At 61.7% G+C, this 26,245-nt stretch carries 23 protein-coding genes and 1 pseudogene; 20 read left to right on the plus strand and 4 right to left on the minus strand.

Annotated features, from left to right (window positions below; genetic code table 11):
- Positions 1-4: 4 nt before the first annotated feature.
- The gene (locus ACN19L_RS03195; RefSeq protein WP_426492106.1) at positions 5-496 is read right to left on the minus strand and encodes a hypothetical protein; all 492 of its coding nucleotides are present in this window, start codon (positions 494-496) and stop codon (positions 5-7) included.
- A gap of 53 nt (positions 497-549) precedes the next feature.
- Here ACN19L_RS03195 and ACN19L_RS03200 point away from each other — a divergent pair, with 53 nt between their 5' ends.
- The 11 genes from ACN19L_RS03200 (at position 550) to ACN19L_RS03250 (ending at position 11,774) form a co-directional block, all read left to right on the plus strand.
- Complete coding sequence (locus ACN19L_RS03200; protein WP_426492107.1) at positions 550-1,152, plus strand: hypothetical protein; 603 nt, start codon at positions 550-552, stop codon at positions 1,150-1,152.
- Between the two features lie 151 nt (positions 1,153-1,303).
- Entirely contained in the window at positions 1,304-1,663 is a 360-nt protein-coding gene (locus tag ACN19L_RS03205; RefSeq protein WP_426492108.1) for an Imm51 family immunity protein, read from the plus strand.
- Between the two features lie 50 nt (positions 1,664-1,713).
- Positions 1,714-2,007, plus strand: a complete 294-nt coding sequence (locus tag ACN19L_RS03210) for a hypothetical protein (RefSeq protein WP_426492109.1) — start codon at positions 1,714-1,716, stop codon at positions 2,005-2,007.
- Positions 2,008-2,190: 183 nt separating this feature from the next.
- The gene (locus ACN19L_RS03215) at positions 2,191-2,379 is read left to right on the plus strand and encodes a hypothetical protein (RefSeq protein ID WP_426492110.1); all 189 of its coding nucleotides are present in this window, start codon (positions 2,191-2,193) and stop codon (positions 2,377-2,379) included.
- Positions 2,380-2,405: 26 nt separating this feature from the next.
- Positions 2,406-3,083 carry a response regulator gene (locus ACN19L_RS03220; protein WP_125429423.1) on the plus strand — a complete coding sequence of 226 codons (678 nt, stop codon included), beginning with the start codon at positions 2,406-2,408 and terminating at the stop codon, positions 3,081-3,083.
- 177 nt (positions 3,084-3,260) lie between these two features.
- Positions 3,261-4,631 carry a sensor histidine kinase gene (locus ACN19L_RS03225; RefSeq protein WP_426492111.1) on the plus strand — a complete coding sequence of 457 codons (1,371 nt, stop codon included), beginning with the start codon at positions 3,261-3,263 and terminating at the stop codon, positions 4,629-4,631.
- Between the two features lie 184 nt (positions 4,632-4,815).
- Positions 4,816-5,073: a hypothetical protein gene (locus ACN19L_RS03230; RefSeq protein ID WP_125429417.1), complete on the plus strand. Its 258-nt coding sequence runs from the start codon at positions 4,816-4,818 to the stop codon at positions 5,071-5,073.
- A 47-nt stretch (positions 5,074-5,120) separates the two neighbouring features.
- Positions 5,121-5,447 (plus strand): four-helix bundle copper-binding protein, encoded by a 327-nt coding sequence (locus tag ACN19L_RS03235; protein WP_426492112.1) that lies wholly within the window; start codon positions 5,121-5,123, stop codon positions 5,445-5,447.
- Between the two features lie 108 nt (positions 5,448-5,555).
- A complete protein-coding gene (locus ACN19L_RS03240; protein ID WP_426492113.1) occupies positions 5,556-6,704 on the plus strand; it encodes an efflux RND transporter periplasmic adaptor subunit in 1,149 nt (382 codons plus the stop codon).
- 267 nt (positions 6,705-6,971) lie between these two features.
- Positions 6,972-10,139 carry an efflux RND transporter permease subunit gene (locus ACN19L_RS03245; RefSeq protein WP_426492114.1) on the plus strand — a complete coding sequence of 1,056 codons (3,168 nt, stop codon included), beginning with the start codon at positions 6,972-6,974 and terminating at the stop codon, positions 10,137-10,139.
- Positions 10,140-10,286: 147 nt separating this feature from the next.
- Positions 10,287-11,774 carry an efflux transporter outer membrane subunit gene (locus tag ACN19L_RS03250; RefSeq protein WP_426492115.1) on the plus strand — a complete coding sequence of 496 codons (1,488 nt, stop codon included), beginning with the start codon at positions 10,287-10,289 and terminating at the stop codon, positions 11,772-11,774.
- 261 nt (positions 11,775-12,035) lie between these two features.
- On the opposite strand, the gene ACN19L_RS03255 is transcribed toward ACN19L_RS03250, so the two are convergent.
- Positions 12,036-14,468: a zinc-dependent metalloprotease gene (locus ACN19L_RS03255; protein ID WP_426492116.1), complete on the minus strand. Its 2,433-nt coding sequence runs from the start codon at positions 14,466-14,468 to the stop codon at positions 12,036-12,038.
- A gap of 404 nt (positions 14,469-14,872) precedes the next feature.
- On the opposite strand from ACN19L_RS03255, the gene ACN19L_RS03260 reads away from it, so the two are divergent.
- Positions 14,873-16,663, plus strand: a complete 1,791-nt coding sequence (locus ACN19L_RS03260; RefSeq protein ID WP_426492117.1) for a S41 family peptidase — start codon at positions 14,873-14,875, stop codon at positions 16,661-16,663.
- 138 nt (positions 16,664-16,801) lie between these two features.
- Positions 16,802-17,233: a DUF1810 domain-containing protein gene (locus ACN19L_RS03265; RefSeq protein WP_426492118.1), complete on the plus strand. Its 432-nt coding sequence runs from the start codon at positions 16,802-16,804 to the stop codon at positions 17,231-17,233.
- A gap of 88 nt (positions 17,234-17,321) precedes the next feature.
- Here ACN19L_RS03265 and mgrA read toward each other — a convergent pair whose 3' ends face one another.
- Complete coding sequence (gene mgrA / locus ACN19L_RS03270; protein WP_426492119.1) at positions 17,322-18,311, minus strand: L-glyceraldehyde 3-phosphate reductase; 990 nt, start codon at positions 18,309-18,311, stop codon at positions 17,322-17,324.
- Between the two features lie 157 nt (positions 18,312-18,468).
- Between mgrA and ACN19L_RS03275 the strand changes: the two genes are divergently transcribed.
- The 4 genes from ACN19L_RS03275 (at position 18,469) to ACN19L_RS03290 (ending at position 21,614) form a co-directional block, all read left to right on the plus strand.
- Positions 18,469-19,338: a helix-turn-helix domain-containing protein gene (locus ACN19L_RS03275; RefSeq protein WP_426492120.1), complete on the plus strand. Its 870-nt coding sequence runs from the start codon at positions 18,469-18,471 to the stop codon at positions 19,336-19,338.
- Between the two features lie 258 nt (positions 19,339-19,596).
- Positions 19,597-20,457: an SDR family oxidoreductase gene (locus ACN19L_RS03280; RefSeq protein ID WP_426492121.1), complete on the plus strand. Its 861-nt coding sequence runs from the start codon at positions 19,597-19,599 to the stop codon at positions 20,455-20,457.
- Positions 20,458-20,607: 150 nt separating this feature from the next.
- Entirely contained in the window at positions 20,608-20,979 is a 372-nt protein-coding gene (locus ACN19L_RS03285; protein WP_426492122.1) for a glyoxalase, read from the plus strand.
- A gap of 152 nt (positions 20,980-21,131) precedes the next feature.
- The gene (locus ACN19L_RS03290; RefSeq protein WP_426492123.1) at positions 21,132-21,614 is read left to right on the plus strand and encodes a cupin domain-containing protein; all 483 of its coding nucleotides are present in this window, start codon (positions 21,132-21,134) and stop codon (positions 21,612-21,614) included.
- Positions 21,615-21,940: 326 nt separating this feature from the next.
- On the opposite strand, the gene ACN19L_RS03295 is transcribed toward ACN19L_RS03290, so the two are convergent.
- Positions 21,941-22,861: an alpha/beta fold hydrolase gene (locus ACN19L_RS03295; RefSeq protein ID WP_426492124.1), complete on the minus strand. Its 921-nt coding sequence runs from the start codon at positions 22,859-22,861 to the stop codon at positions 21,941-21,943.
- A 276-nt stretch (positions 22,862-23,137) separates the two neighbouring features.
- Here ACN19L_RS03295 and ACN19L_RS03300 point away from each other — a divergent pair.
- From ACN19L_RS03300 to ACN19L_RS03310, 3 genes and pseudogenes are all read left to right on the plus strand, one after another.
- A pseudogene (locus ACN19L_RS03300) lies at positions 23,138-23,290 on the plus strand (DUF7710 domain-containing protein); the annotation flags it as partial.
- The gene (locus ACN19L_RS03305; protein ID WP_426492125.1) at positions 23,280-23,414 is read left to right on the plus strand and encodes a DUF7710 domain-containing protein; all 135 of its coding nucleotides are present in this window, start codon (positions 23,280-23,282) and stop codon (positions 23,412-23,414) included. The pseudogene ACN19L_RS03300 and the gene ACN19L_RS03305, both read left to right, overlap by 11 nt.
- Positions 23,415-24,146: 732 nt before the next feature.
- Positions 24,147-26,129, plus strand: coding sequence for an AAA domain-containing protein (locus tag ACN19L_RS03310; protein ID WP_426492126.1), 1,983 nt, complete (start codon positions 24,147-24,149; stop codon positions 26,127-26,129).
- Positions 26,130-26,245 lie beyond the last annotated feature (116 nt).

Genomic DNA, 26,245 nt, shown 5'->3' on the forward strand with positions numbered 1-26,245 from the left:
TTGTTTAGGGCTTAGCTAGCGTCAGACCTACTGGTGCCAGCAGCGGACCTTCGTCGTAGAAGTTGAGGTAGAGCAACATAGGTTTGGCGTTGCCGGCCCAGGTCACCTCGTACACGTCCAGCATACCCATTCCGCCGATGATGCCGTTGGGCGTTTTGAAGGCACAGCAGCTTCCGCGCCGCCGGTAGCTGATTTCCTCGCCGCTGGGTCCACGCAGAGCATTCAGATAAGCCTGCTGATTACGGGCTCCCGAATCCGTTTTGCCGCCCACACAGATGGGTTTTTGCTGTGTTACGCCGTACTCCGGGTCGGTGGTACCGGATAGTCCGGTGGCCGGTGCTACAGTCTGGCGCGCGTTGTCATAGTAGCTTTGCGGCAGGTTGGTAGAGCCGGTTATGTTCGGCTTTTCATTGGTACCGGACGTAGTTTTGGCGGTCTTACAGGCCGAAATACTCAGCACTACCGATAGACTTAGAAGATAGAATATACGTTTCATAGGCTCGATTTACGCATAATTGCCTTTCTCTCCACCTCTGCTTCTGTTTCGCTTTGATTTGTTCGCCCTTTTCGCGCCGCTTCACATCCTTTTGCTTCGCCACTTGCCTAACTCTTGGGTCAGTCCTCGCCCAGACGCCCGCCACCGCCCCGCCCGACGACCCGCTGCCCCGCCTGATTCAGGAGCGCCAGCAGCTGGTGCAGGAGTACGAGGCCGCCGCCGCCCAGCGCAACGCCTTCCTGGCCGATAAGCCCAGCAAAAAAGACCTGCAAGAAGTGGTGGACGCCCTGAAAGGCATCATCCGCAAGGACACTGAAATAGTGCGGGCCGTGCAGGCCGGCACCCTGCGTAAAACCGCCGCCGTAGTAGCCGAAAACCAGCAGGTGAAGCAGCTGGCCACTGTGGCGCAAACCGACCAGAGCAGCACCCGGGAGCGGTTCCACGACCTGGAAAACCAGATTGCCAACCTCCAGGAGCGGGACCGGCAGCGCGACAAGAAACTCCAGGACCTGCAAGCCACCGCCGACGAAGCCACCGCCGCCCGCACCAGCCGCGAGCTGCTGGCCGCTGCCCTGGCCGTGCTGAGCGTGGGGCTGTTGGTGTACGTAGGCAAACTGCGCGGGCAGCGCGGCACGCCGGTGAAACGCCGGAAGTAGAACAAGTAAACAACAGCATTGTAGAGATGCAAAGTATTGCGCCTCTACAATGCTGTTGTTTACTCTGCGCGGTAACAGTCGGACCCCAACGAGACGCGAAGTGTCGCGTCTCGACGCCGTTGCAATCCGCTACCATCGTACCTTGCCGCCTATGCCTACAACTTTCCCTTTCCAGGTGGCTGATTTAGCCGACAAGGCCGAGCCTGGCCGCCAGGAGCGAATCCTGGTAAACCTCACTCACCTGGAGGACTACTATAACGTGTTCGAGAAGTACGGTTTCAGTGGCAGCGGAGCCAGCTGGGCCGAGCACATCGAAACCATCCTGGAGGAGCATGCCCCAGCCCTGCTCAACCACGTGGAGCTGGCCGGCCAGGGCGACATCTTCCTGGCCTTCACCGATGGTCCCGCCGCCACTGAGCAGTTTCTGGCCCTTATCCACCCCATCTTCGGCGACCTGGGCAGCCTCAACAAGTACCTCAGCCAAGCCGACCCGGGAGACTTTTTCGAGTAACCATCTGCCCTATCACACCCGCCACCGAAAACGCTACCTGCTGAAAACTGGTGCTGGGCTCCGAGGCCGACTACAAAGGCATGGACGACGTGCTGACCTCGCTCTACGACCAGTCGGAGCGCAAGGCGGGGCGGGGCGGCTCCGCGCCGCGCGTGAGCTGCTGGCTGGGCGACATCCGCACCTGCTTCCCCACCAATGTGGTGGCTGTCATGCAGCGCGACGCCATGGACCGCCTGGGGCTGCACCAACTGCTGCTGGGGCCCAAAGTTCTGCGCTTGGCGCAGGCCAATGGGCAGCTGGTGGGCACGCTCATATCACTGAGCCGGGTGGGGCCCGGGAGGTGATGGGCAAGGTAGCGAAGGAGTTCAAGCAGCTCTCAAACCTGCTGCGGCAGGCGGAGCAGGGTGGCCTGAGCCGGGCCGTGCGTACCCCATTCCCGCTACCGGGAAATCGACTGGGCCGCCATCATCCGGGCCAACCTCGAGCATTACCGGCCCGAGCAGCGCATCTTCATTCCGGAGCGGTGGATGGGCTTCCAGTGGCGCGGGCCGGTACTCAAGGAAATGGTGCAGTACGTGGACCAGTGCGGGTCCCTGGCCTCCTCGGTGGTGTACGCGGGTGGGTTTGGGGCGGTGCTGGCTTCCATTGAGGCGGTGAAAACGCACATGGTGGTAGTTGCAGAAGCTTTCGGCCGGGTCGGCGGCGGGTGCGTATAGGCTATCTGCATTACTTTACCGCCCGCATGAAAATACTCCTGGTGGAAGACGAGCCGAAGCTGGCGTCTTTCGTGAAAAAAGGGTTCGAAAACGAGGGTTATGAGATTGATATAGCCTACGATGGCCGCATAGGCCAGTCCCTGATTCAGCAGAACCGCTATGATCTGGTGATTCTGGACGTGAACCTGCCCTACGTGAACGGCTTCGAGCTGTGCCGGCTGGTGCGCCGCCAGGATGCCCACGTACCCGTGCTGCTCCTTACCGCCCTCGATAGCCTTGAAGATAAAGTAACCGGCTTTGAGGCCGGTACCGACGACTACCTGGTGAAGCCCTTCGAGTTTAAGGAGCTGCTGCTGCGGGCCCGGGTACTCACGCGCCGCCACACGGAAGCCGCCACCGTAACACCGGCCCTGCGCATTGCCGACCTGGAGCTGAACCTCGACGCCAAGACCGTCAGCCGGGCCGGGCAGCGCATCGACCTGACCACCAAGGAATATGCCCTGCTGGAGTACCTGCTGCTGAATCGGGGCAAAGTTATTTCCCGGGTAGATATTGCCGAGAAGGTGTGGGAGCTGAATTTTGACACCAACACCAACGTCATCGACGTGTACGTGAGCTACCTGCGCAAAAAGCTCGATAAAGGCTACCCCGTTAAGCTGATTCATACCGTGGTGGGCATGGGCTACGTGCTGCGGGAAGGGTGATTTTTAAGTAAAAATCAAGAATTAAAAGGCCTCGCCTTTGAATCAACTTTACGCCGTTGATCCACCTGCGCCTGTTATTGCCCGCTGTAGGTTGGGCCCAAACGGCACCAACGGCGTAACACCCACCGCACTCCACCTTTACTTTTTTTTAATTCTCAATTTTCAATTCCCCCTCCCGTGCTCATTCGCAACAAGCTGATTCTGCGCTTTACGCTGCTGGTGGTGGGGATTCAGCTGTGCTTTTCGGCGTTTCTGTACTACTTTCAGGCTACTACCCGGGAGCAGCGGTTCGTAACCCGCCTGACCACCAAGGCCACCATGACCACCCGGCTGCTGGTGCGCCGCGGGGGCCGGGTTGATGAGAGCCTGCTGCGCCAGCTGCACCGCCGCGACCTGTTTACCATTCCGCAGGAGCAGATCAGCATTTACGGCCCGGGCCAGCACCTGCTCTACACCAGTGCCGATAACCTCAGCCAGCGGCTAAACTCCCAGTACTTACCCAAGATTCAGCCGGGCCAGCTGGTCCGGTTTGCCGATGGGCCGCTGGAAGTGGTGGGCATGCGGTACCGATACCAGGGGCAGCCCTACTGGCTGTTTGCGGCCGGGCACGACGATTTTGGCCTGGGCCAGCTGCAAAAGCTGGGACTGATTCTGCTGGCCGCTAACCTGGGGGCGCTGGTGCTGATTATTCTGGCGGGCTGGTACTTCGCCGATGAGTCGCTGAAACCGATTTCGCGCGTTATCCGGCAGGTGGAGCGCATAACGGCTTCCCGGCTCAGCACCCGGGTAGATGAGGGCAACGGCACCGACGAAATTGCCCAGCTGGCCCGCACTTTCAACCACATGCTGGGCGGCGTGGAGCAGGCGTTTGAGTCGCAGAAGAGCTTTCTCAGCAACGCCAGCCATGAGCTGCGCACCCCGCTGGCCTCGGTGCTGGGCACCCTGGAAACCGCTTATGCCTACGATACCACGCTGGCCGAGGCCAAGCACAGCATCAGTTCGGCGGTAGAGGAAATCAAGAAGCTGATTGAGCTGACCAATGGGCTGCTGAGTCTGGCAAAAGTAACCGACCCCTCGTTACGCCAGCAGCCCCTGCGCCTGGATGAGTGCCTGACCCAGGCCCTGGCAGCCTGCCAGCACCGCCACCCCGGCCGGGAGCTGCGCCAGGAGTTCGGCAAGCTACCCGCCGCCGCCGATAACCTGTTTATGGTGCGGGGCAACGAGCAGCTACTTACCACGGCCCTGCTTAACCTGCTCGACAACGCGTGCAAATACTCCTCCGGCCCCGTGCAGGCCCGCCTCGACTACCCCACCCCCGATATTATTCGCGTGCAGGTGGTAGACCAGGGTATTGGCATGGCTTCCCACGAGCTGGCCCGCATCTACGAGCCCCTGTACCGGGCCGGCTCGGCCACTACGGCCCCCGGCTACGGCATCGGTCTGCCCATGACGCGCAAAATTGTGCAGGTCCACGGCGGCGACATCCGCCTGAACTCCCAGCCCGGCCGGGGCACCACCGCCACCGTGGAGCTGCCGGCAGTAGGCTAACGAGGGCCCGCTGCTCTTTGGCACGAAATTCCGGGCGTGGCCGGGAGGTGGCCATATCATCTGAGGCAGTATATAGCTTATACTAAAACAGCTTATGCCTGGCCGGGCCTGGACGCCCGCCCTTTTAATTTCTTCTAATATTTCTCTCATACCGTTTTAATGTGGTGGGGCGAGGTTTGCGGGTATGAGAAGCGAACCGACCACCTGGCCCGACTCGCGGGGGCTGCTGCTGGGGCTGCTGCTGGCTACCCTGCTGCTGTCCACGGGGCTCAACCTGTACCTGCTGTGCCGGGCTCCGGCCTGGCCCGCTTCAGATGAGCCCCTGCTGGAATCGGCGGCCACGGCTGAGCTGGTGCAAACGCGCCGGGCCCTGGCGGCCTGCCAGGCGGGCCACTCCCTCCCCGCCGATTCGCTTGCTTCCTCTTTTCCTGCTACTCCCTGAGCCGCCTCACCCCCGAGGGGGCTTTCTGTATTTCTCCATTTCTCCTCATGTTACCCCGCCAACAACACGTTCTCAACGCTTTAGCCATGTGCGCCGCCGCCTGCGACCAGTGCGCCGCCCTGGGCTTGCAGGACTCGCCTGCTGCCTACCACCTGCGCAGCTTCCGCCTCAGCCGCGACTGCGCCGATTTGTGCCGCCTGGCTGCCACTTTCGTCGCCCGGGAGGCCGAGCACACTCCCCACCTTCTGCGCGAGTGCGCCGAGTTGTGCCGCGACTGCGCCAATGAGTGCACGCAGTTCGACACGGCCCAGCACCGGGCCTGTACCGAGGCCTGCCGCCGGGGCGAGGACGCCTGCCGCACGGCCTTCGTGTAAGGCGCCGGGGGCTTTTAACAACATTTAATCTCCCTCTCACCTCATTTTAATGTTCCGGCCGGAGCTTTGTCCCGAACCCGTTCCGGTCAACTTCTTCGCCTGATTCCTATGCCTGCTCCTATGCTGAAATCCTTTCGCTGGCTCCTGCTGCCGCTGGCCTCGGCCGTACTGGCGGGGTGCGGGGCCAACTCCCAGGCCGAACCACCCAAAGCTGAAGCGCCCCCCGCTCTGCCCACTACCCAACTCACGGCCCGCGACACCATGCTGACCCACGACTACGTGGCCGACATTCAGGCGGTGCAGAACGTGGAAATCCGGGCCCGGCTGGAGGGATTTCTGGAGCAGATGTACGTGGATGAAGGACAAGCCGTGCGCAAGGGGCAGCCTTTGTTCCGCATCAACGATGCAGAGTACAAAAGCCGGCTGAGCCGGGCGCAGGCGGCCCTCAGCAGCGCCAAGGCCGCCGCCCGGGTGGCCCGGCTGGAGCTGGAGCGCGTGCAGCTGCTCACCGACAAAAACATCATTTCGAAAACCGAGCTGGAAGTAGCCCAGGCCAAATACCACGCCGCCGAAGCCGACGTTCAGCAGGCCCGCTCCACGGCTGCCAACGCCGCCCTGCACCTTTCCTACACCCTGGTACGGGCCCCTTTCGATGGCGTCATCAACCGGATTCCGCTGAAAAAAGGCAGCGTTATTGAGGATGGCACCCTGCTCACCACCGTGTCCGACATTGACGAAATGTTTGCCTACTTCAACGTGTCGGAGGCCGAGTACCTGGAATACGTGAAGAAAAGCCGGCGGGACTCAAGCCGGCGCACCAACGTGGCCCAGCTGCTGCTGGCCGACGGCTCCGTGTACCCGGTGCGGGGCCGGGTAGAAACCGTGGAAAGCCAGTTTCAGGCCAGCACCGGCTCCATTGCTTTCCGGGCCCGCTTCGATAACCCCCAGCAGCTGCTGCGCCACGGAGCCAGCGGCAAGGTGCGCCTGAGCAATACCGTGGAGGACGCCGTGCTGGTACCCCAGAAGTCGGTGTTTGAGATTCAGGACAAAAACTACGTGTTTCTGGTGGACCAGCAGGGCCGGGTGAAGCAGCATGCTTTCCAGCCCCGAACCCGCCTCTCCGACTTCTACGTGGTGAAAACCGGCCTCAAAAGCGGCGACAACATCGTGTACGAAGGGGTGCAGGACCTGCGCGACGGGGCCACCATCCGGCCCCAGCCCGTGGCGATGAGCAAGTTGATTGCGGAAGCCCGGTAGGGTTGGTAACAAGTCTAAAGCTAAAGGGCTAAAAACTAGCTTCCCTCCTTTGAGGAGGGGTTGGGGGTGGTTGACCGGAGCGTTGACGTAGGGACTGGCGCTGGATTTTATTCCCGGTTGAGGGGCTGGGAAGTACGATACTGGCGCTAAAACGCTGATGCCCATCAACCACCCCTAACCCCTCCTCATCCAAGGAGGAGAACTAGCTCTAGCCTTAGTTCTTCCCCTGCTCCCTACGGTTCACCCTCCCCCGATACCCCACACCCTATGCTTGCACTCTTCATTCGCCGGCCGGTGCTCTCGCTGGTGATTTCCCTGTTTATCACGTTTCTGGGCGGGCTGGCGCTGTTCTCACTGCCCATCACCCAGTTTCCCGACATCGTGCCGCCCTCCGTGACGGTAACGGCCCGCTACACCGGGGCCAACGCCGAGGTGTGCGCCAAAGCCGTGGCTACGCCGCTGGAACGGGCCATCAACGGGGTGCCGGGTATGACCTACATGTCGTCGGTGAGCAGCAACAGCGGGCTGACGGTGATAACCGTGTTTTTTCAGGTGGGCACCGACCCCGACCTGGCCGCCGTGAACGTGCAGAACCGGGTGCAGACCATCATCGACGAGCTGCCGGAGGAGGTAATCCGGGCCGGGGTGAGCACCGAGAAGGAGGTGAACAGCATGCTGCTCTACCTCAACGTGATGAGCGAAGACCCCAAGGTGAGCGAGAAGTTCATCTACAACTTCGCCGACATTAACGTGCTGCAGGAGCTCAAACGCATTGATGGCGTGGGCTTTGCCGAAATTATGGGTCAGCGCGAGTACTCCATGCGCGTGTGGCTGCAGCCCGACCGCATGGTGGCCTACAACGTGTCGGCCGAGGAAGTGGTGGAGGCCATCCGGGCCCAGAACGTGGAGGCCGCGCCCGGCAAATCGGGAGAAAGCTCAGGCCAGGATGCCCAGATGCTGCAGTACGTGCTGCGCTACACCGGCAAGCTCTTCGAGCCCAAGCAGTACGAGAACATTGTGCTGCGGGCCAACCCCGACGGCTCGGTGCTGCGCCTGAAGGACGTGGCCCAGGTGAAGTTCGACGTGCTCAGCTACGGCATGGTATCCAAGATTGACGGCCGGCCCTCGGCGGCCATCATGCTCAAGCAGCGCCCCGGCTCCAACGCCTCCGACGTGATTAAGCAGGTGAAGGAGCGCATGGCCGAGCTGAAGCAAACGTCCTTCCCGCCCGGCATGACCTACAACGTGGCCTACGACGTGTCGCGCTTCCTCGACGCCTCCATTCACGAAGTGCTGCGCACCCTGGTTGAGGCGTTTTTGCTGGTGTTTGTGGTGGTGTACCTGTTTTTGCAGGACTGGCGCTCCACTCTTATTCCGGCCCTGGCCGTGCCGGTGGCGCTGGTGGGCACGCTGTTTTTCATGCAGCTGCTGGGCTTCTCCATCAACCTGCTCACGCTGTTTGCCCTGGTGCTGGCCATTGGCATTGTGGTGGATAACGCCATTGTGGTGGTGGAGGCCGTGCACGCCAAAATGCACGAAAAGCACCTCTCGGCCATGGATGCCACCCTGGAAGCCATGTCGGAAATTGGGGGCGCTATTGTGGCTATTACCCTGGTGATGTCGGCGGTGTTTGTGCCGGTGTCGTTCATGGATGGGCCCGTGGGCGTGTTCTACCGGCAGTTTTCGCTTACGCTGGCTATTTCCATCGTCATTTCGGGGGTGAATGCCCTGACCCTGACGCCGGCGTTGTGCGCGCTGATGCTCAAGCCCGTAGCGCACCAGGAAGGCAAGAAGCCGGGGCTGCTGGACCGGTTCTTTGCCGGCTTCAACCGCCGCTACGAGGCCCTGGCCACCCGCTACCAGTGGCTGGTGCGCACCGTGGCCAGTCGCCGCCTGATTACCATTGGCCTGCTCGTGGGCTTTTGCCTGGCCACCTGGGGCGTGAACTCCGTGCTGCCCAGCGGCTTTATCCCCACCGAAGACCAGGGCATGGTGTACGTGAACGTGACCACCCCGCCCGGCGCCACCGTGGAGCGCACCGAGAAAGTGCTCGACGAAATCCAGAAAGTGGCCGCCAGGCTGGGCCCGGTGGAATCCGTGTCGACGCTGGCCGGCTACAGCCTCATGAACGAGGTGGCCGGGGCCAGCTACGGCATGGGCATGATCAACCTGAAAACCTGGGACGACCGGAAGGAATCGGTAACCGACCTGATTGCCCAGCTCAACGAGCAAACCAAGCACATCCACGACGCCGATATTCAGTTCTTCCCGCCGCCTACGGTGCCGGGCTTCGGCAACTCCAGCGGCTTCGAGCTGCGCCTCCTGGACAAAACCGGCCGCGGCGACCTGCCCGCTACCGCCCGGGTGGCCGATAAGTTCATTACCGCCCTCACCAACACCCCGGCCGTGGGCGGGGCCTTCACCGGCTTCGATGCCAGCTTCCCCCAGTACCTCATCCACGTAGACCAGGACCAGGCCGCCAAGAAGGGCGTGACGGTGGACAAGGCCATGAGCACGCTGCAGACGCTGATGGGCTCGTTCTACGCCTCCAACTTCATCCGCTTCGGGCAGATGTACAAGGTGATGGTGCAGGCTGCCCCCGGCTACCGCACCAGCCCCGAGGACGTGCTGAAAATGCACGTCAAAAACGACCGGGGCGAGATGGTGCCTTACTCCAGCTTCGTGCGCCTGGAGCGGGTGTACGGCCCCGAGCAGCTCACCCGCTACAACATGTACACCTCGGCCATGCTCAACGGCGACGCCGCCCCCGGCTTCAGCTCCGGCGACGTAATCAAGACCATTGAGGAAGTGGCCGCCAAGGAGTTGCCCCGGGGCTACAGCTACGAGTGGAGCGGCATGACCCGGGAGCAAATCCTGAGCGGCAACCAGGCCATTTACGTGTTTGCGGTGGTATTGCTGTTCGTGTACTTACTGCTGGCGGCCCAGTACGAGAGCTTTTTGCTGCCGCTGCCGGTGCTGCTGAGTTTGCCCACCGGCATCTTCGGGGCCTTCCTGTTTCTGAAGCTGCTGGGCCTGGAAAACAACATCTACGCCCAGGTTTCGCTGGTGATGCTCATTGGTCTGCTGGGCAAGAACGCCATTCTCATCATCGAGTTTGCGGTGCTCAAGCGCAAGGAAGGCCTGTCGGCGCTGGAAGCGGCCGTGCAGGGCGGCTATTCCCGCCTGCGCCCCATCCTGATGACCAGCTTCGCCTTCATTGCCGGCCTGATTCCCTTGACCATTGCCACCGGCGCGGGCGCGTTGGGCAACCGCTCCATCGGCACCGCGGCGGCCGGCGGCATGTTCATCGGCACCCTGTTCGGCGTCATCCTGATTCCGGGCCTCTACGTGCTGTTTTCGCGTCGGGATAAATCGAAGGAGAAGCGCCAGCAGCTCGCTGAGCCTGTTGAAACCTTGGAAACCGCTCACGCCTGATGAATCCGATTCCCAGGGTTGAAACCCTGAATTTTTCTGTCATCCTGAGCGGAGCGAAGGACCTTGTCACGTTACAACGACTCGCGCCAAAGTTATAAGGTCCTTCGCTCCGCTCAGGATGACAGAAGTAATAGCCTTGCTAGCCTCATGACCCTACCCAACCCGATACGCTCCCTCTCCCGCCGCACGCTGCCGGCGTTGGCAGCCCTGGCCCTGGCTACGGGCTGCCGGGTGGCCGAGCCCACCGTGCAGCCCGCGGCGGCCACTATGCCCGCCGCCTTCCCGGCCCCGGCCGCTACTACTGACTCCACTTCCCTGGCCGACCAGCCCTGGCGAAAGTTTTTCGGGGATAAAAACCTGGTGGGCCTCATTGACACGGCCCTGCAGGCCAATCCTGATGTACGCACGGCCATTCAGCGCATCGAAATTGCCCGGGCCAACCTGCAGGTGCAGCGCGGGGCTTTGTTGCCCACCGTGAACGGGGTAGCCAGCGCCGGCGTGGAGAAGTTCGGCGACTACACCCTCAACGGCATCGGCAACTACGACACCAACCTCTCGCCCAACGTGGAGGGCCGGCAGCGCATCCCCAACCCCACGCCCGACTTTTTCCTGGGCCTGCGCAGCTCCTGGGAAATTGACCTCTGGGGCAAGCTGCGCCAGCGTCGGCAGGCGGCTTATATGCGCCTGCTGGCCTCCGAGAAAGGCCGCCACCTGGTAGAAACGGCCCTGGTAGCCGAGGTGGCCCGGCTGTACTTCAACCTGCTGGGGCTGGATAACGAACTGGCCGTACTTTCCAAAAACCAGCGCCTGCAGGAGCGGGCCCTGGATATTGTGAAGGTGCAGAAGCAGGCCGGCCGCGCCAACGAGCTGGCCGTGCAGCAGTTTACGGCCCAGCTGTTGCGCACCCGCAGCCTGGAAGCCGAAACCCAGCAGCGTATTGCCGCCACTGAAAACGAGCTGAACCGTCTGCTGGGCCGCTACCCCCAGCGCATTGCCCGGGGGCTGCCCATTCTGCAGCAGCCGCTGCCTACCCAGGTGCAGGCCGGCCTGCCCGCCAGTATGCTCCTGCGCCGCCCCGATGTGCAGCAGGCCGAGCTGCAGCTGGTGGCCGCCCGCGCCGACGTGTCGGCGGCCCGCGCGGCCTTTCTGCCTTCGCTCACGCTCACCCCGTTTGTGGGCGTGAATGCCTACCGCGCCTCGGTGCTGTTCAACACGCCCGGCTCCCTGGCCTACGGGCTGCTCGCGGGCCTGAGCGCCCCCCTGCTCAACCGCAACGGCCTCAAAGCCGACCTGCGCCGCTCGGCCGCTGAGCAGCAGATTGCCTACAACGACTACCAGAAAGCTGTGCAAACCGGCTTCGAGGAAGTGAGCACCAGCCTGCGCGGCATTGGCAACTACCAGCGCATGTTTGAGCTGCAGCAGCAGGAAGTAGCCGCCCTCACCAAAGCCGTGAGCGTATCCGACGACCTGTACAAGGCCAATTATGCCTCCTACCTGGAAGTGGTAACCGCCCAGCGCAACGTACTGGAAGCCGAGCTGAACCTGACCCAGACCCGCCGCCAGCAGTTCCTGCTCTTCATCGACCTCTACCGCGGCCTGGGCGGCGGCTGGACGCCGACTGCGGCGGCGGAATAAGTAACAAGCCATGTTTAAAACAGAAAAGCGGAGCCACTGCTGCAGTGGCACCGCTTTTCTGTTTTAAGCAGTTTGATGGCACGTTATGAATAGTACATCATTCCGAGCTTGCCGAGGAATCTCGCGTGCTGACGTTGCTATACTAATCGTCATGCTGAGCGAAGTCGAAGCATCCCTATCGCTTCGTTGAATAACTATCCCAACATCAGCACGCGAGATTCCTCGGCTTCACTCGGAATGACGTACTACAATTATTCTTCCTTACAACGTCCCGCAATCATCCGAGCCGATGGGGGCGCCGTCGGGCATGGGAAGGGCGGGCGCGGGCTGGAACTTCTCGGGGTTATCCTCGAACTGCCGGATGGTGCGCAGGGCGGCCAGGGCGGTGGCGCGGCGGCTTTCCTCCTTGGCTTTCTGGTCTTTTTGAAGCTGCTTTTTCAGGTCTTCCACCTTCAAGGCAGCCAGGGCTTTCACGCCTACCGGGGCTTGCGGAGCGGCGGCCAGGGCCAGCAGCTTTTGCAGGGTGAGCATCTGCACGAGGCGCTGCAGCTCGCCGGGGTAGCCGGTTTCGGGTTTGGCGTCCCAGGTGGCGGCCAGCAGCTTATCCAGCACCGCCCCGAGGCCGGGCTGCCCGGCGTGGCGGGCGTGGTACTCCTCCAGGCGCGCCGCCCGCTGGGGGTTCAGCAGAAACTCCAGCGTGGTAGCCGCCGCCGATTCGGCCGCGGCCAGGGGGTCGAAGGTGAGGCCGGTGCGGGCGGGGAAGGTTTCGCGGCTGCGGCCGTAGTTCACGGGGCGGGGCGGAATCTTCAGCAAGAGTTCCTCGGACAGGGCCAGCTCCCGGGGCGAAATCGTGCGCAGCAGCGCGTCCAGGGCCTTCCACTGCTCGGCGGGCTCCAATAGTTTGGTGGTGGTTTGGCCGTCGCCCTTTACGGCGTAGGTGTAGTAGAGGCCGCCCAACTCCTTGGAAGCCGCCTCCACCTGGTAGCGCTGCAACAGGTACATAGGCACCAGCACTTCCTCCAGCATGGCCATAGGCTGGCCGGGCGCCAGGGCTTTTTCGGAGAAGCGGGCCAGTAGCTGCCGGCGCACATCCAGGAGACGGTTGAGCTCGTCGGCGGCGTTGGGGCCGTCGTCCCAGAGGTGAGCCGTGGGGTGGGCCCCGCCGGCGGCCCGGGCATCGGCATCGGCCATGAACACGTAGCCATCGGCGAGGGTCTGCTTCATTACGGCATCCAAAGCCGCTTTTTCATCCGCCTGGGGGCCGAAATCCTGGTAGCCGTAGAGGATGGCGCGCTTGTCCCAGCTGCCGATGCCGGTGGCGTAGGCCTCGCTCAGATCAATGCTGCCATCGGCGCGGGTGTTGATGCGGGGCATGGGGTAGTCCATCACCGACGACCTATCCCGGGTGCTGGCCGAGTAGTTGTGGTAGAGCCCCAGGGTGTGGCCCACCTCGTGGGCGGCCAGCTGGCGCAGGCGGGCCAGGCCCATTTGCAGCATCTCGGGCGGGGTGGGCTTACCGTCCTCATAAGGTTGCAGCAGGCCCTCGGCAATCAGGAAGTCCTGACGCACCCGCAGGGAGCCCAACGACACCTGCCCCTTGATGATTTCGCCGGTGCGCGGGTCCACAATGCTCGCCCCGTACGACCAGCCCCGGGTAGAGCGGTGCACCCACTGAATGAGGTTGTAGCGAATGTCCATGGGGTCGGCGTCCTCGGGCAGCAGCTTCACCTGGAACGCATTGCGGTAGCCGGCCGCCTCGAAGGCCTGGTTCCACCACGCGGCCCCCTCCATCAGGGCGGAGCGCACGGGCTCGGGCGCGCCCCGGTCGAGGTAATACACCAGCGGCTCCACGGCCTCACTCTGAGTCGCTGTGGGGTCTTTTTTGGCCAGGCGGTGGCGCACCAGCTGCCGCTGCATAATCGGCCGGTCGATGGGCGTGGCGTAGTCCATGTACTCGTTGGCGTAGTAGCCGGCGCGGGGGTCAAAGGCCCGGGGTTTGTAATTCGCGTCGGGCAGCTGCACGAAGGAGTGGTGCATGTGCACCGTCACGGCATTCGGGTCGGGAGTAACCGACTGAATTTCGCGGCCTTTGGCTTTGCCGGTGAGGGTAATGATGGCCTCAAACTCCGAGTTCTGGGGAAAGCCTTTGGTATTGGGCAAAAACACGGCCGAGCGGCTTTCCTCGGCTTTGAAATTGCCCTGCTTGAGGTCTTCCAGCTTGTCACTGATCTGGTGGGAGTCGCGCAGCAGAAACGGCGTGAGGTCCACCAGTACCCGGTTGCCTTCCTGGGCCTCGGCCTTGAAGCCCCAGATGACGGACTGGGCAAACGCCTGCTCCACCGATTTGCGCTCCTCCGGGTTCTGGCTCACGGCGCGGAAATCATAATTGGGCTGCAGCAGCAGAATCTTGGGGCCGCTCTTCACGAACTTCACAATGCGCGTCTGCCCAATCTGCCCCCGGTCAAGGCCCAAATCGTTGGAGCCCACACCCTGGGGCAGGCTGCTCACGTACAGGATTTCCTGGTCGAGCTTGTCGATTTCCAGCAGGATGCGCCCGCCCTTCTCGTCCCAGTAAAACGGGAAGAAGCCGGGGAATTTCTGGAGGCCTTTCGTCTTTTCAGTCAGAGTTTGGGCCGAAGCCAGGGGTGCACTCAGCAGAAAGCCACCGAGCAATAATGCGTAGAGTTTTTTCACGCGGAAAGGAAGAATAGTCGGGACCGTAAGGTAGAAATGGAAGTTAATAGTTAGGCACCAGCCAATTGGGTTTTATCGGACTTGGTCTCGGTTTGTGGATGCTATTTATCAGAACGTCATTCCGAGCAAAGCCGAGGAATCTCGCGTGCTGACGTTGCCATACTAAATCGTCATGCTGAGCGAAGTCGAAGCATCTCTACTGCTTCGTTGAATCATCACGCCAACGTCAGCACGCGAGATTCCTCGGGCCCTGGCTTGATGCGCTACATGCCCGGAATGACGGTCAAATTGGCGGAAACACGCCGGTTTCAGCATGAAATGTAGCCGGGTTGAAAAGCCTAGATGTAATGCAACGCGCAGCAGATGGCATGTATCTTACAGCTTAATTCCTCTCCTCTATTTCCGTGCATTTTCTACATTCCGCTCTGCTGATGGCCGCCTTGTCCTCAAATCCCCCAGCAGCGCCTGAGCCTCTCACAGCCCGCGAAACCCGCAACCTCTCGGCCCTCGCCAGGCTGGCGGGCGACGTGAAATACTTCTACCCCAACCGCCACACTGCCCGCCTGAGCTGGGAAACGGTGCTGGTGCGCAGTATCCCGGCCGTGCGACGGGCCCGCACCGACGCCGCCCTGGCCCACACCCTCGACAGCCTGCTGCGGCCTTTGGCTCCGGAAATTCGGTTTAGTATAGTCAAGGCACCCGCGTCCCCGACGCCCTTTTCACCGACAAGCACGGGGCCCTACTACTTTTGGGAGCACCACAGCTTGGGCCTGGATAAAACCGGGTTACCGGTAGTCCGGCTGATGCTGAAGCTGGCCGGTATTCCCTACGCCAGTAGCATTCAGGCCACTTCGGGGCCGGTGGCCGACAGCCTATTTTCCGGCAAGCGCCAGTACTTTGAAGCACTTACTGATTCCGTTCAGCTGACGTTACCGCTGCTCCTAACCGAAGCCCAGCACCAGCAGCGTCTTTCGGGCCGGCCAAAGCGGCGGGTCCGGCGGTTGTCGGCGGCCACGCCGGAGCAGCGTCTGGCCACGGTACTGCTTACCTGGAACATCATCCGGCATTTTTACCCCTACCGGGCGGTGCTGGAGCGGGCCCGGTGGGAAACCGCCCTGCCCGCTGCCCTGCAGCAAGCCGCCCAGGCTTCTACGGAGGCCGAGTTGTTGGCGGCCTGCCGCACCCTGTTGGCCCATCTGCCCGACCAACACGTGGCCATCGGCCCTAAAACCCGCACCGGCCTGCGCATCGTGAACCCGCCCTGGGCGCTGCAGCTGGCTTGGATAGAGGAGCAGGTAGTAGTACGGCAGGTTCCGGCGGCGCTGCAGGCGGCGGTAGCTCAGGGCAGCGTCCTCACGCACGTACACAACCGGCCGGTGGCCCTGCTGCTCGACTCGCTGCAAACCCATATGCCGGCTACCTCTGCGGCTGTGGCCCGCCAGCTAGCCACCGAGCAGCTGCTTACCACTATTGCGGCAACAGCTCCCGTCGCCACTTTCACTTTCCGCGACTCCCTGGGCCGCAGTGCCAGTACCCAATGGATATTCCGGCAACTGCGGGGCAACTTCTACAACCAGGCCCCGCCCGTGCAGGAACTGGCACCCGGGCTGGCGTACCTGGATGCGGCCCGGCTGCGCTACACCGATTTTCAACGGGCCCTGCCCCAGTTGCAGGCGGCCCGGGGCGTGGTAGTGGACCTGCGCCAGCGTCCCCACTACGACCTGCTGCGTATCCTGCCCCACTTCACTCAAACACCGTTACTGATGGACAGCCTGGCTATGCCGGTGCTGCGCCAACCGGCTTTTCAGCACGCTGATTTCGCGGGGGAGAAATCAGCCTGGAAAAGCCCGCAGTTGCCGTTGGTTGCTGCGCCCAAAGTATTTCTGATTGGTCCGCATACCTACAGCTACGGCGAAACCATTACCGAGCTGGTGCGGCGCTACCAACTTGGCCAGCTGCTGGGCCAAACTACCGGCGGTGCCAACGGGGAAATGAATTTTGCGGCCATCGGGCGGGCATATTTGTTGAGTTGGACCGGACGGCGGGTGATAAGCCGTAGCGGCTCCTACCAGGGCCGGGGTATCGCGCCGGAAGAGGCTGTCAGGCCCACGCTTCGGCAGGTTGCGGCCGGGCACGATGCCGAAGTGCAGCGTGCTGTGGAGCTGCTACTGCAGAAAAGTGGCGGTGCTCCTTAACACCTTTTGCCCACAACAACTACGTACTATACAACCAGCCCCGGTGGACCCTGAGAATTTTCTTAATCCGGCCGGTAAGGTACCCCTACCACAACGTCTTCGGGTTGCGCTACGCCTCCCATATCTATCAGCTACCACATGCCCCAGCAACCCACTCTGCAACGCTTCCTGGATGCCCAGCAGCGCGACTACGCCACGGCCCTGGCCGAAATCCGGGGCGGACGTAAGCGCAGCCACTGGATATGGTACATTTTCCCCCAGCTGCAGGGCCTGGGCTACAGCGAAACGGCCCGGTTCTACGCCATCCAGAGCCGGCAGGAAGCCGAGGCCTATCTGCAGCATCCCGTGCTGGGCTCCCGCCTGCAAGAAATCAGCGCGGCCCTGCTGACGCTGGAAAGTACCGATGCCACCCGCATCATGGGCAGCCCGGATGACCTGAAGCTCCGCTCCAGCATGACGCTGTTTGCTGCTCTGGAAGGTGCCGACCCTGTTTTTCAGCGGGTGCTGGATAAATTTTTCGGCGGCGAGCCAGACGAGAAGACGCTGCACATCCTGCGGCAGCACCCCTAGCGGCCGGCTGCCAGCACGATGTAGAGACGCGAAGTGTCGCGTCTCTACATCGTGCTGGTAGTTCGGCACACTGTAACCTATACTCTGCCTACCCCAGCACGGCCTCAATCCGGGCCAGTTCCTCGGGGCTGAACTGCAGGTTTTCCAGGCAGCGCAGTGAATCGGTGAGCTGCTCGGGCTTGCTGGCCCCAATGAGCACGGAGGTGATTCGCTCGTCGCGCAGAATCCAGCTCAGGGCCATCTGGGCCAGGCTTTGGTTGCGCTCCTGGGCCAGGTCGTTGAGCCGGCGGATCTGGGTGAGGCGGGCTTCGGTCAGCTGGGTTTCGGTGAGGAAGCCCACGCCTTTGGCCACGCGCGAATCCTGAGGAATGCCGTGCAGGTACTTGTTGGTGAGCAGGCCCTGGGCCAGGGGTGAAAACGGGATGCAGCCCACACCCTCCTCGCCCAGCAGATCCAGCAAACCTTCTTCCACCCACCGCTCAAACATGGAGTATTTGGGCTGGTGAATCAGGCAGGGCGTGCCCAGCTCGCGCAGAATCCGGATGGCCTCAACGGCCTCCCGGGGCTGGTAGTTGCTGATGCCCACGTACAGCGCCTTGCCCTGGCGCACCACGTGGTCGAGGGCCGACATGGTTTCTCCCAGGGGCGTATCCGGGTCGGGGCGGTGGGAGTAGAAGATGTCCACGTAGTCCAGCCGCATGCGCTTGAGGCTCTGGTCGAGACTGGAGATGAGGTATTTGCGGGAACCCCACTCGCCGTAGGGGCCTTCCCACATGTGGTAGCCGGCCTTGGTGGAGATGATCAACTCGTCGCGGTAGCCCCGGAAATCTTCTTTCAGGATGCGGCCAAAGTTGGTTTCGGCCGAGCCGGGGGGCGGACCGTAGTTGTTGGCCAAATCAAAGTGGGTGACGCCACTGTCGAAGGCGCGGTGCAGGATGGCCCGGAAGTTCTGGAGCACGTCCACGTCGCCGAAGTTGTGCCAGAGGCCCAGCGACACGGCCGGCAGTTTGAGCCCGCTGCGGCCGCAGCGGCGGTAAGGCATAGCGGCGTAGCGGCCGGGGCTTGGTTGGTAAGGCATGATGCAGGGAGTTAGGTGGCTTGGAGCAGCAAGTACGCAGGAACCTGCCCAAAGCAAGCGCAGCCACAGCCATTTTTCCTTTGAACACCCGTACTTTTCTGGCGCTTCGCCCCGGCAGGGGGCTCGTGCCTGCCTCTACCTTTTCCGACCACCCGCCATGCCCAACCTAATTCCTACCTACCGGCTGCAAGCATTTTCTCCCTCCGATGCGGACCCGGCCGAGGTGTTTTTTCTGGATGAGCATTCCCACACCACCGGTCCGCCCCTGGGCGTGCCGTACCGGGGCAATTATTACAAGATTGGGCTGTGCCTGCGCGGCACGGCGGAGCTAAAAGCCAACCTGGAAACCTACCGCATCGAGCCGGGCAGCCTGATGCTCATCACACCCCACATCATCAAGGAGTGGACGGACTTCTCCGCCGACCACGACAGCCTGTCGGTCTTTTTCACGCCCGAGTTCATCACCACCCGCAACCATATTCCGGTGGATAACTTCCAGTTTCTGGAAAGTATCACCCGGCACGTGCTGCCCCTGACAGCCGCCGAAGCCGAGAGCATCACGGCTTCCATGCGCCTGCTGCAGCAGAAATTTCAGGCCCCGCACCCCTACCGCCACCAGGTCATCAAGAGTCTCATCAACAGCCTGCTCTACGAAGTGGTGGGCCTCTACGACCAGCAGCACGCGGCGCTGCAGGCTACCCAAACGCGCAGCCAGCAGCTCACGGCCGAGTTCAAGCACCTGGTAAACGCGCATAGCACCACCGCGCGCAGCGTGAAGTTCTATGCTGACCGCCTGTGCATCACGCCCAAGCACCTCACCGACACCCTGAAGCAGGCCACCGGCAAAACCGCCGGCGAGTGGATTGAGGAGGCCGTGATGCTGGAGGCCAAAGCCCTGCTGCAGCACGGGCACCTTACCGTGGCCCAGGTGGCCGACCTGTTGCACTTCCCCGATCAGTCGGCGTTCAGCCGCTTCTTCCGCAACAGCCTCGGCCTCTCGCCCACGGCGTACAAGCAGGCGGGGTAGGTTTTTGAGGACAGGAATTCTTGAGGATAGGAACGTCATGCTTCGACAAGCTCAGCATGACGTTCTTTTTCTGAGCGCCCCTCGCGCCGCTTCCCTCCTTCCCGCCTTTTTGCCTAACCTTCCCACCCTTTCGCTCTGGTAGCGGGCGTGGGGGCGGGCCACCTTTGCAGCACCCGCTTCCGGCCAGGTCTGCAGTGGCTGAATCAGGCAAATACCGGCCAGCGCGGGCCGTGTTTCTCATCCTTATTTCCCTTTCGTATGATTCTGATAACGGGTGCAACCGGCCACATTGGCTCGGCTGTAATTGACCGGCTGCTGCAGCTAACTGCCCCCGGCCAGGTGGCCGGCCTGGTGCGCGACGAAGCCAAAGCCGCCGACCTCAAAGCGCGGGGCGTGCAGCTCCGGGTGGGCAACTACCGCGACCCGGCCTCCCTGGACCGGGCCATGCAGGGCGTCAGCAAGGTACTGCTGGTTTCCGGCGGTGCCGATGAGGATGGCCTGCAGCAGCACTACAACGTGGTGGATGCCGCCAAAAAAGCCGGCGTAACGTGCCTGGCCTACACCAGTCGCGCCCTGCAAAACCCCGCCACGCTGGCCAACCAGCTCATGGAACGCCACTTCCAGACGGAGGACTACATCCGGGCCAGCGGGGTGCCGTACGTGCTGTTCCGCAATATTCTGTACATGGATACGCTACCGCAGTTTGTGGGGCCGCAGGTATTGGAGCGGGGCATTCAGCTGCCGGCCGGCATGGGCGAGGTGGCGTTTGCCCTCCGTCAGGAAATGGGCGAGGCCATTGCCAACGTGCTGGCCGACAGCCGCTGCGACAACCGCATCTTCACCTTCACCGGCAGCACCACCTACTCCTTCGCCGACGTGGCCGCGGCCCTGAGTGAGTTATCGGGCCGGAAGGTGGAGTACACGCCCATTGAGGAAGCGGCGTTTGCCGCGCGGCTGCAGGCCCAGGGCCTACCCCCCGCAGTAATTCAGCGCATCAGCGGTTTTCTCACCGACATCAGAAACGGGCAGGAAGCAACCGTCAGCACTGATTTGGCCGATGCACTAGGCCGCCCACCAGCTTCGCTGCCAGAAGGGCTATCAACCATTTTCAAGCTGTAAACAGTCGCACCCCAGTAAGAAAGCCCGGCCCGCGTGTCGGGCTTTTCTTTGTTTGACGGGCAGCTGCAGTGGTCGGGAAGCACCATATTGCCCGACGATTGTTCAGGCGCTGTTCTGCCGCTGCTTCTATTGTCTTCCTTACCAAGTACCATGACCCCACAAATCCGCTCCCTCCGCCCCTTTATCGGCGCGAAGGAATTCGCCACGTCTCGCAGCTTCTACCAGGCCTTTGGTTTCACCGAAACGGTCCTGTCACCAGCTATGTCCCTATTTACGCTGGAAGGGGTGAGTTTTTACCTGCAGGACTATTACGCGGCGGAATGGGTAGACAACACCATGCTGTTTCTGGAGGTGGAAGACGTGGAGCAGTACTGGCAGCAGCTGACGACCCTCGACCTGCCCGGCCGGTTTTCCGGCGTGAAACTGCTGCCTATCCGGCACGAGGCCTGGGGCAAAGAATGTTTCGTGCACGACCCCGCCGGCGTGCTCTGGCACATCGGCGAGTTCACCAACGGGCAGTAAGCCTGTAAACGCCTAAACCGTCATGCTGAGCTTGTCGAAGCATCTCTACTGCTTTGCCTGAAGATTGCTCAACGAAGCGGTAGAGATGCTTCGACAAGCTCAGCATGACCGATCATAGAGTTAATACTGACTTTCCGAATAGCAATCCAACCATGACGGCCCAAACCATCATCCATGACCTGCAGCTGCTGCCCCACCCCGAGGGCGGCTACTACTGGGAAACCTACCGCTCCGCCCACACCCTGACTACCGCCGAGGGCCACACCCGCAGCGTGAGCACGGCTAACTACTACCTGCTCGAAAACGAGGACAAGTCGCACTTTCACCGCATCAAGTCCGATGAGCTGTGGTTTTTCCACCAGGGACAGGCGCTGGAAATCGTCCTGCTCACGCCCGGCCAGCCCACCCGCCTCACCCTCGGCCCCGACTTTGCCGCCGGCGAGTTGCCCCAGGCCGTTATTCCAGCGGGCGTGTGGTTTGCAGCCCAGATCAAGCACCGCCCCGGCTACGGCCTCGTCAGCTGCACCGTGGCCCCCGGCTTCGATTTCCGGGATTTTGAGCTGGCCGAGCGGGCCGCGCTGCTACGGGAGTTTCCACAGGCAGCGGAGGTAGTGGAATGGTTTACGAAGGCTTGATCCTTTGTTAACTACCTGAGCTCTCCGTATTTCCCAATGCTCCTTATACCAGCGTGCAGACCTACAATGCTGCCCGCACCTTGAGCCACACCGACAACAGTTGTCCGTTCACGGAAGACGCTGAGGTATCGACTGGCCCGGAAGTCGCGGCAGCTGCTATAGAACGCGGCGGCTACTGAAGCCCCTGAAGTAGCTTCGATTCTGGCCGATGGTTTCATTCTGCTACTACTGTAAATGTAAACGAGCAGGCACTGCCTCGGCGGCAATACCTGCTCGTTTGCGGATACATGGTGCGCGGCCTCGCTGGCGGCTCGGCGCTTTGCCGGCTATTTACCGCGCTTCATCAGCGCCCAGCCCCCCACAATGCCCAGCACCAGCGCCGCGGCTACGGCAGCTTTCGGTACGGCTTGGCGCGGCTGCGGGGCAGGCTTGCGGGCAATGTCCTGGTCACGGAAGGGCTGGCGGCGCAGGGTGGCCAGAATCAGGCGGACGGCTTCGGCGGGCTGGTCCCACTGGGGGAAGTGGCCGCAATGGTCGAACCAGTAGAGACGGGCGTCGGGAAACTTGGCCAGGGCCCGGCGGGCCTGGCCAGGCAGGCATACCCGGTCATGGCGGCCCCAACCGATGATCAGCGGGGCCGTAATGCTGCCGGCCGGCGCGGCCTGCTGCACCTCGCCATGAGCCAGCGCGTCCAGCAGCTCGCCGAACACAGGCGTGTGGGCAAAGCTGTACATCTCATCCTGGGCTTGGTCCCCATCCACGGCCCAGGGGCGGGCCGAAAACTGCGGCAGCAGCGCCGTACGGCCCACCGCTGAGTGCATCAACGCCGGCATTACGGGCTGCAAAGCGCCCACCAGCTTCTGCGACACGGCCACGGAATGGTAGAAGAACGGCACCTCCCAGCCTTCCCAGAACCCACCGGGGTCGAGGGAAACCACGGCCCCGAGCACACCGCCGCGCCGCGCCAGTTCCAGCACCAGCCGGGCCCCCATCGAGCTGCCGACGGCATCAATGCCCAGCAGGTCGTGCTCCGTAAGAAAGGCCGTGAGGGCATCGGCCAGGGTACCGATGGTGTGCTTGCCGGGCAGCTGCGGCGATGCGCCGTGGCCGGGCAAATCCACGGCAATTACATCGTGCTCAGCGGCCAGCGTGTCGAAAATGGTATTCCAGGAGCGCCAGCTGCCGCCGATACCGTGAACCAGTAGCAGGGCCGGGCCAGTGCCGCGCCGGATGTAGTGCAGTGCCATAAAAAAGGGGAAAGGGAAAAGCGTGGTTAGTGCATACGGCCCACCCCACCCCGAGTTAGCGGCAGTACGATATATATCTGCTACGCCACGTGTTGCGGGCGGTGGTGCCGCCCATACCGTTCAGCCTCACTTTGTGGCGCCGGTTTCACTAGCCGAAGCTTTGCAAGCCGCTGGCAGCGGCTGAAAGCCTGTAGTTGTCATGCTGAGCTTGCCGAAGCATCTCTACCGCTTCTTTGGGTTCCATTTACCTTTGACTCACACTACATCTTCTCCTATATGATCGAAGTTTGGGTATTTCACGGAGCCGGCAGCCGTTTCACCAGCGGCGTATTCACTTCCCGGCAGCAGGCAGAAGAGTTTATTCAGCAGTATCAGCTAAACGGCATCCTGACCAAATATCCATTGGGAATCAGCGTCTATGACTGGGCGCAACAGGAAGGCATTTTTCAGCCAACCAAACCGGAGCGAGCAGTACACTACGGGCTTTATCCAGCGCTTCACGTCAGCCAGCCAGGAGCATTATCACTATGAGAATGGGAAGCATGATGTATAACAAAGCCCTGCTGAAACGCTACTGGATTGAATTCATACCCACCAGCGGTTCCCAAAAAGTCTACGGCGTAACGGCCTACACACTTGATGATGCGCTGTACATTCTTCAGAAGAAAGGAGTTCTAGGTGCTTTTATGCCCGATATACTATGCTCTACCGAGAATATTGATGTCAGCACCCTTGATACAGACCACGTGCTTCCAAACCTAACGTGGCCTACAATCTGGCGAGGCATTTGGTATCCTAGTGGATTGCAGATTAATCAACCAGTTTAAGTAGCCTCTGCTACGATGCGCGTCAGCATACTCATAAGCTTTGGCTGATATAGAGCCGTTATGCCCTCAAGCTTTTCATCTAGCCTTTCCAATACATCCGGTGCCCAACAGAGCCTTTCCTGCTCCATCGGAAACTCTCTGATACGCTCGCATTAGTTGTGTACTACGTGTAGCTCTTCATTGCTTAAGGGCGTGATGTTGTGTTGAGCCAACCAGTACAAGTTCCTATCTAACCTAATACTACCGAGCGGCAATTCGACCTGCCCGGTAGTAACCGAACAAGCCGTTGAGACAAACTTGCGAAGTAGGCCGACTGACTTCGGTGGGTTTGACATTGGAACTTTTTAGGATATCTGGCAGATACGATTAGAGCCCGCAAAGTAAAGTTTCCTCCCGACCTTCGGCCACCTTTTCCCCGATTTCGTTGTTACCAACGATTCGCACAAGAACCTTAGAAGTTGGCTGAACAACCTACCTATACCGACCCGTACGCGCTGGAAAAAGAGCTGCGCAAGGTGCAGGCCCTCATGAAGCTCGAGCAGCAGGAGGACCTCGAACAATTCAAAATCAAGAGCGCCCAAGCTACCATTGCCGAGCGCCAGAAACGGGGACTCACCTGGTACCCGGTCAAAATTACCTCGGAAGATATCGGCTTCGGCGGGAAGCTGGTGCTGGAGCTGGAACGCCCGGCGGGTGCCGGCGGGCTGCACCTGTTTCAGGTGGGCAAAAACGCCGCATTGTTCGGCAACATCCCCGGCCGCTCCGGCTCCGACCGGCCCACGCTGTCGGGCGTGATTACCAGCGTCAAGCGCAACAAGATTCTGCTGGCCACTACCAAGGAAGACCTGCCCGACTGGGTGGACGAGGGCAAGCTGGGCGTGGACTTAACCTTCGACGAGGTAAGCTACCGTGAGATGGAGTACGCTCTGGGCAAGGTGATGGGCGCTTACGGCACCCGCCTGGCCGAGCTGCGCGACGTGCTGCTAGGGGCCAAGCCGGCCCGCTACAAGCCGGAATCGGAAGCCACGCTCTACTACCCCTCGCCCCTCAACGACTCCCAGCTGGCGGCCGTGCGCCACGTGCTGGCGGCCCAGGATGTGGCCATCATCCATGGCCCGCCCGGCACCGGCAAAACCACCACGCTGGTGCAGGCCATTCTGGAAACCATCCGGCGGGAGCGGCGGGTGCTGGTGTGCGCCCCCAGCAACACAGCCGTGGATTTGCTCACCGAAAAGCTGGCCGAGCGGGGCGTAAACGTCATCCGGATGGGTAACCCCTCCCGGGTTTCAGACTTGCTGCTGCAGCACACGCTGGATGCCCAGATTATGAACCACAAAAGCTACGCCGAGCTGCGCAGCATGCGCCAGACCGCCGAGCAGTACCGCGAGGAAGCCGGCAAGTTCAAGCGTCACTTTGGCTGGGAAGAGCGGGAGCAGCGCCGCCAGCTCAAGCAGCAGGCCCACGATTTGCTGCAGGAGTCGGACCAGCTGGAGCGCTACATCACGGAGGATTTGCTGGAGCAGGTGCAGGTGATTACCTGTACGCTGGTGGGTGCCAGCAACCGCGCCATCCGTCACCTCACCTACGAAACTGTGTTTATTGATGAGGCCGCCCAGGCCCTGGAGCCGGGCTGCTGGATTCCCATCAGCAAGGCCAACCGCGTGGTGCTGGCCGGCGACCATCAGCAGCTGCCGCCCACCGTGAAAAGCGAGAAGGCCGCCGCCCAGGGTCTGCGCGAAACGCTGTTTGAGAAGTGCATCAAGCGCCAGCCCGACACGGCCCGCATGCTGGAGGTACAGTACCGCATGCACGAGCAGATTATGGAGTTCAGCTCGGAGCAGTTCTACGAGGGCCGCCTGCAAGCCGCGCCCAGCGTGGCCCACGCCGACCTGCCCGCCTACGACCTGCGCTTCGCGCCGGATACGGCCGTGGAGTTTTTGGATACGGCCGGCTTCGGCTTCCAGGAAATCACCATCGAGGAAAGCCGCTCCACCGCCAACCCCGAGGAAGCCGATCTGCTGCTGAAACGCCTGGCCCAGCTGCTGGAGGCCTACGACCAGGCCGACCACGAGGCCGACCTGCTTACCATCGGCGTAATTGCCCCCTACCGCGCCCAGATCAACTACCTCAAGGATGCCATTGAGGAAAACGACGAGCTGGTGGGTTTACTGGAGCATCGGATGCTGAGCGTGGGCACCGTTGATGCGTTTCAGGGCCAGGAGCGTGACATCATTGCCATCAGCCTCACCCGCTCGAACCCCCAAGGCGAAATCGGCTTTTTGAGCGACATCCGCCGCATGAACGTGGGCATGACCCGGGCCCGCCGCAAGCTCCTGCTCGTCGGCGACTCCAGCACCCTGGGCGGGCACCCGTTCTACAAAGCCTTCCTCGATTATGTAGAAAGCATCGGAGCCTACCGCACGGCCTGGGAGCTGCAGTAAGAGCTTAGTTATTAGTTGTTCGTTGTCCGTTGCTCCTGTCGTTCTGACAACGAGCAACGGATAACGAACAACCAGTAACCCGACAATTACTAGGCATTTCCGTAATTAGCCCCGCA

Source organism: Hymenobacter sp. 102 (genome assembly GCF_049949205.1).
Classification (GTDB): domain Bacteria; phylum Bacteroidota; class Bacteroidia; order Cytophagales; family Hymenobacteraceae; genus Hymenobacter.

What these genes read in the sequence shown, in the direction of transcription:
- ACN19L_RS03195 (WP_426492106.1), bottom strand. Translation starts at nt 496, where the DNA reads ATGAAACGTATATTCTATCTTCTAAGTCTATCGGTAGTGCTGAGTATT.
- ACN19L_RS03205 (WP_426492108.1), top strand. Translation starts at nt 1,304, where the DNA reads ATGCCTACAACTTTCCCTTTCCAGGTGGCTGATTTAGCCGACAAGGCC.
- ACN19L_RS03215 (WP_426492110.1), top strand. Translation starts at nt 2,191, where the DNA reads ATGGGCTTCCAGTGGCGCGGGCCGGTACTCAAGGAAATGGTGCAGTAC.
- ACN19L_RS03220 (WP_125429423.1), top strand. Translation starts at nt 2,406, where the DNA reads ATGAAAATACTCCTGGTGGAAGACGAGCCGAAGCTGGCGTCTTTCGTG.
- ACN19L_RS03230 (WP_125429417.1), top strand. Translation starts at nt 4,816, where the DNA reads ATGAGAAGCGAACCGACCACCTGGCCCGACTCGCGGGGGCTGCTGCTG.
- ACN19L_RS03235 (WP_426492112.1), top strand. Translation starts at nt 5,121, where the DNA reads ATGTTACCCCGCCAACAACACGTTCTCAACGCTTTAGCCATGTGCGCC.
- ACN19L_RS03240 (WP_426492113.1), top strand. Translation starts at nt 5,556, where the DNA reads ATGCCTGCTCCTATGCTGAAATCCTTTCGCTGGCTCCTGCTGCCGCTG.
- ACN19L_RS03245 (WP_426492114.1), top strand. Translation starts at nt 6,972, where the DNA reads ATGCTTGCACTCTTCATTCGCCGGCCGGTGCTCTCGCTGGTGATTTCC.
- ACN19L_RS03250 (WP_426492115.1), top strand. Translation starts at nt 10,287, where the DNA reads ATGACCCTACCCAACCCGATACGCTCCCTCTCCCGCCGCACGCTGCCG.
- ACN19L_RS03265 (WP_426492118.1), top strand. Translation starts at nt 16,802, where the DNA reads ATGCCCCAGCAACCCACTCTGCAACGCTTCCTGGATGCCCAGCAGCGC.
- mgrA (WP_426492119.1), bottom strand. Translation starts at nt 18,311, where the DNA reads ATGCCTTACCAACCAAGCCCCGGCCGCTACGCCGCTATGCCTTACCGC.
- ACN19L_RS03275 (WP_426492120.1), top strand. Translation starts at nt 18,469, where the DNA reads ATGCCCAACCTAATTCCTACCTACCGGCTGCAAGCATTTTCTCCCTCC.
- ACN19L_RS03280 (WP_426492121.1), top strand. Translation starts at nt 19,597, where the DNA reads ATGATTCTGATAACGGGTGCAACCGGCCACATTGGCTCGGCTGTAATT.
- ACN19L_RS03285 (WP_426492122.1), top strand. Translation starts at nt 20,608, where the DNA reads ATGACCCCACAAATCCGCTCCCTCCGCCCCTTTATCGGCGCGAAGGAA.
- ACN19L_RS03290 (WP_426492123.1), top strand. Translation starts at nt 21,132, where the DNA reads ATGACGGCCCAAACCATCATCCATGACCTGCAGCTGCTGCCCCACCCC.
- ACN19L_RS03295 (WP_426492124.1), bottom strand. Translation starts at nt 22,861, where the DNA reads ATGGCACTGCACTACATCCGGCGCGGCACTGGCCCGGCCCTGCTACTG.
- ACN19L_RS03305 (WP_426492125.1), top strand. Translation starts at nt 23,280, where the DNA reads ATGACTGGGCGCAACAGGAAGGCATTTTTCAGCCAACCAAACCGGAGC.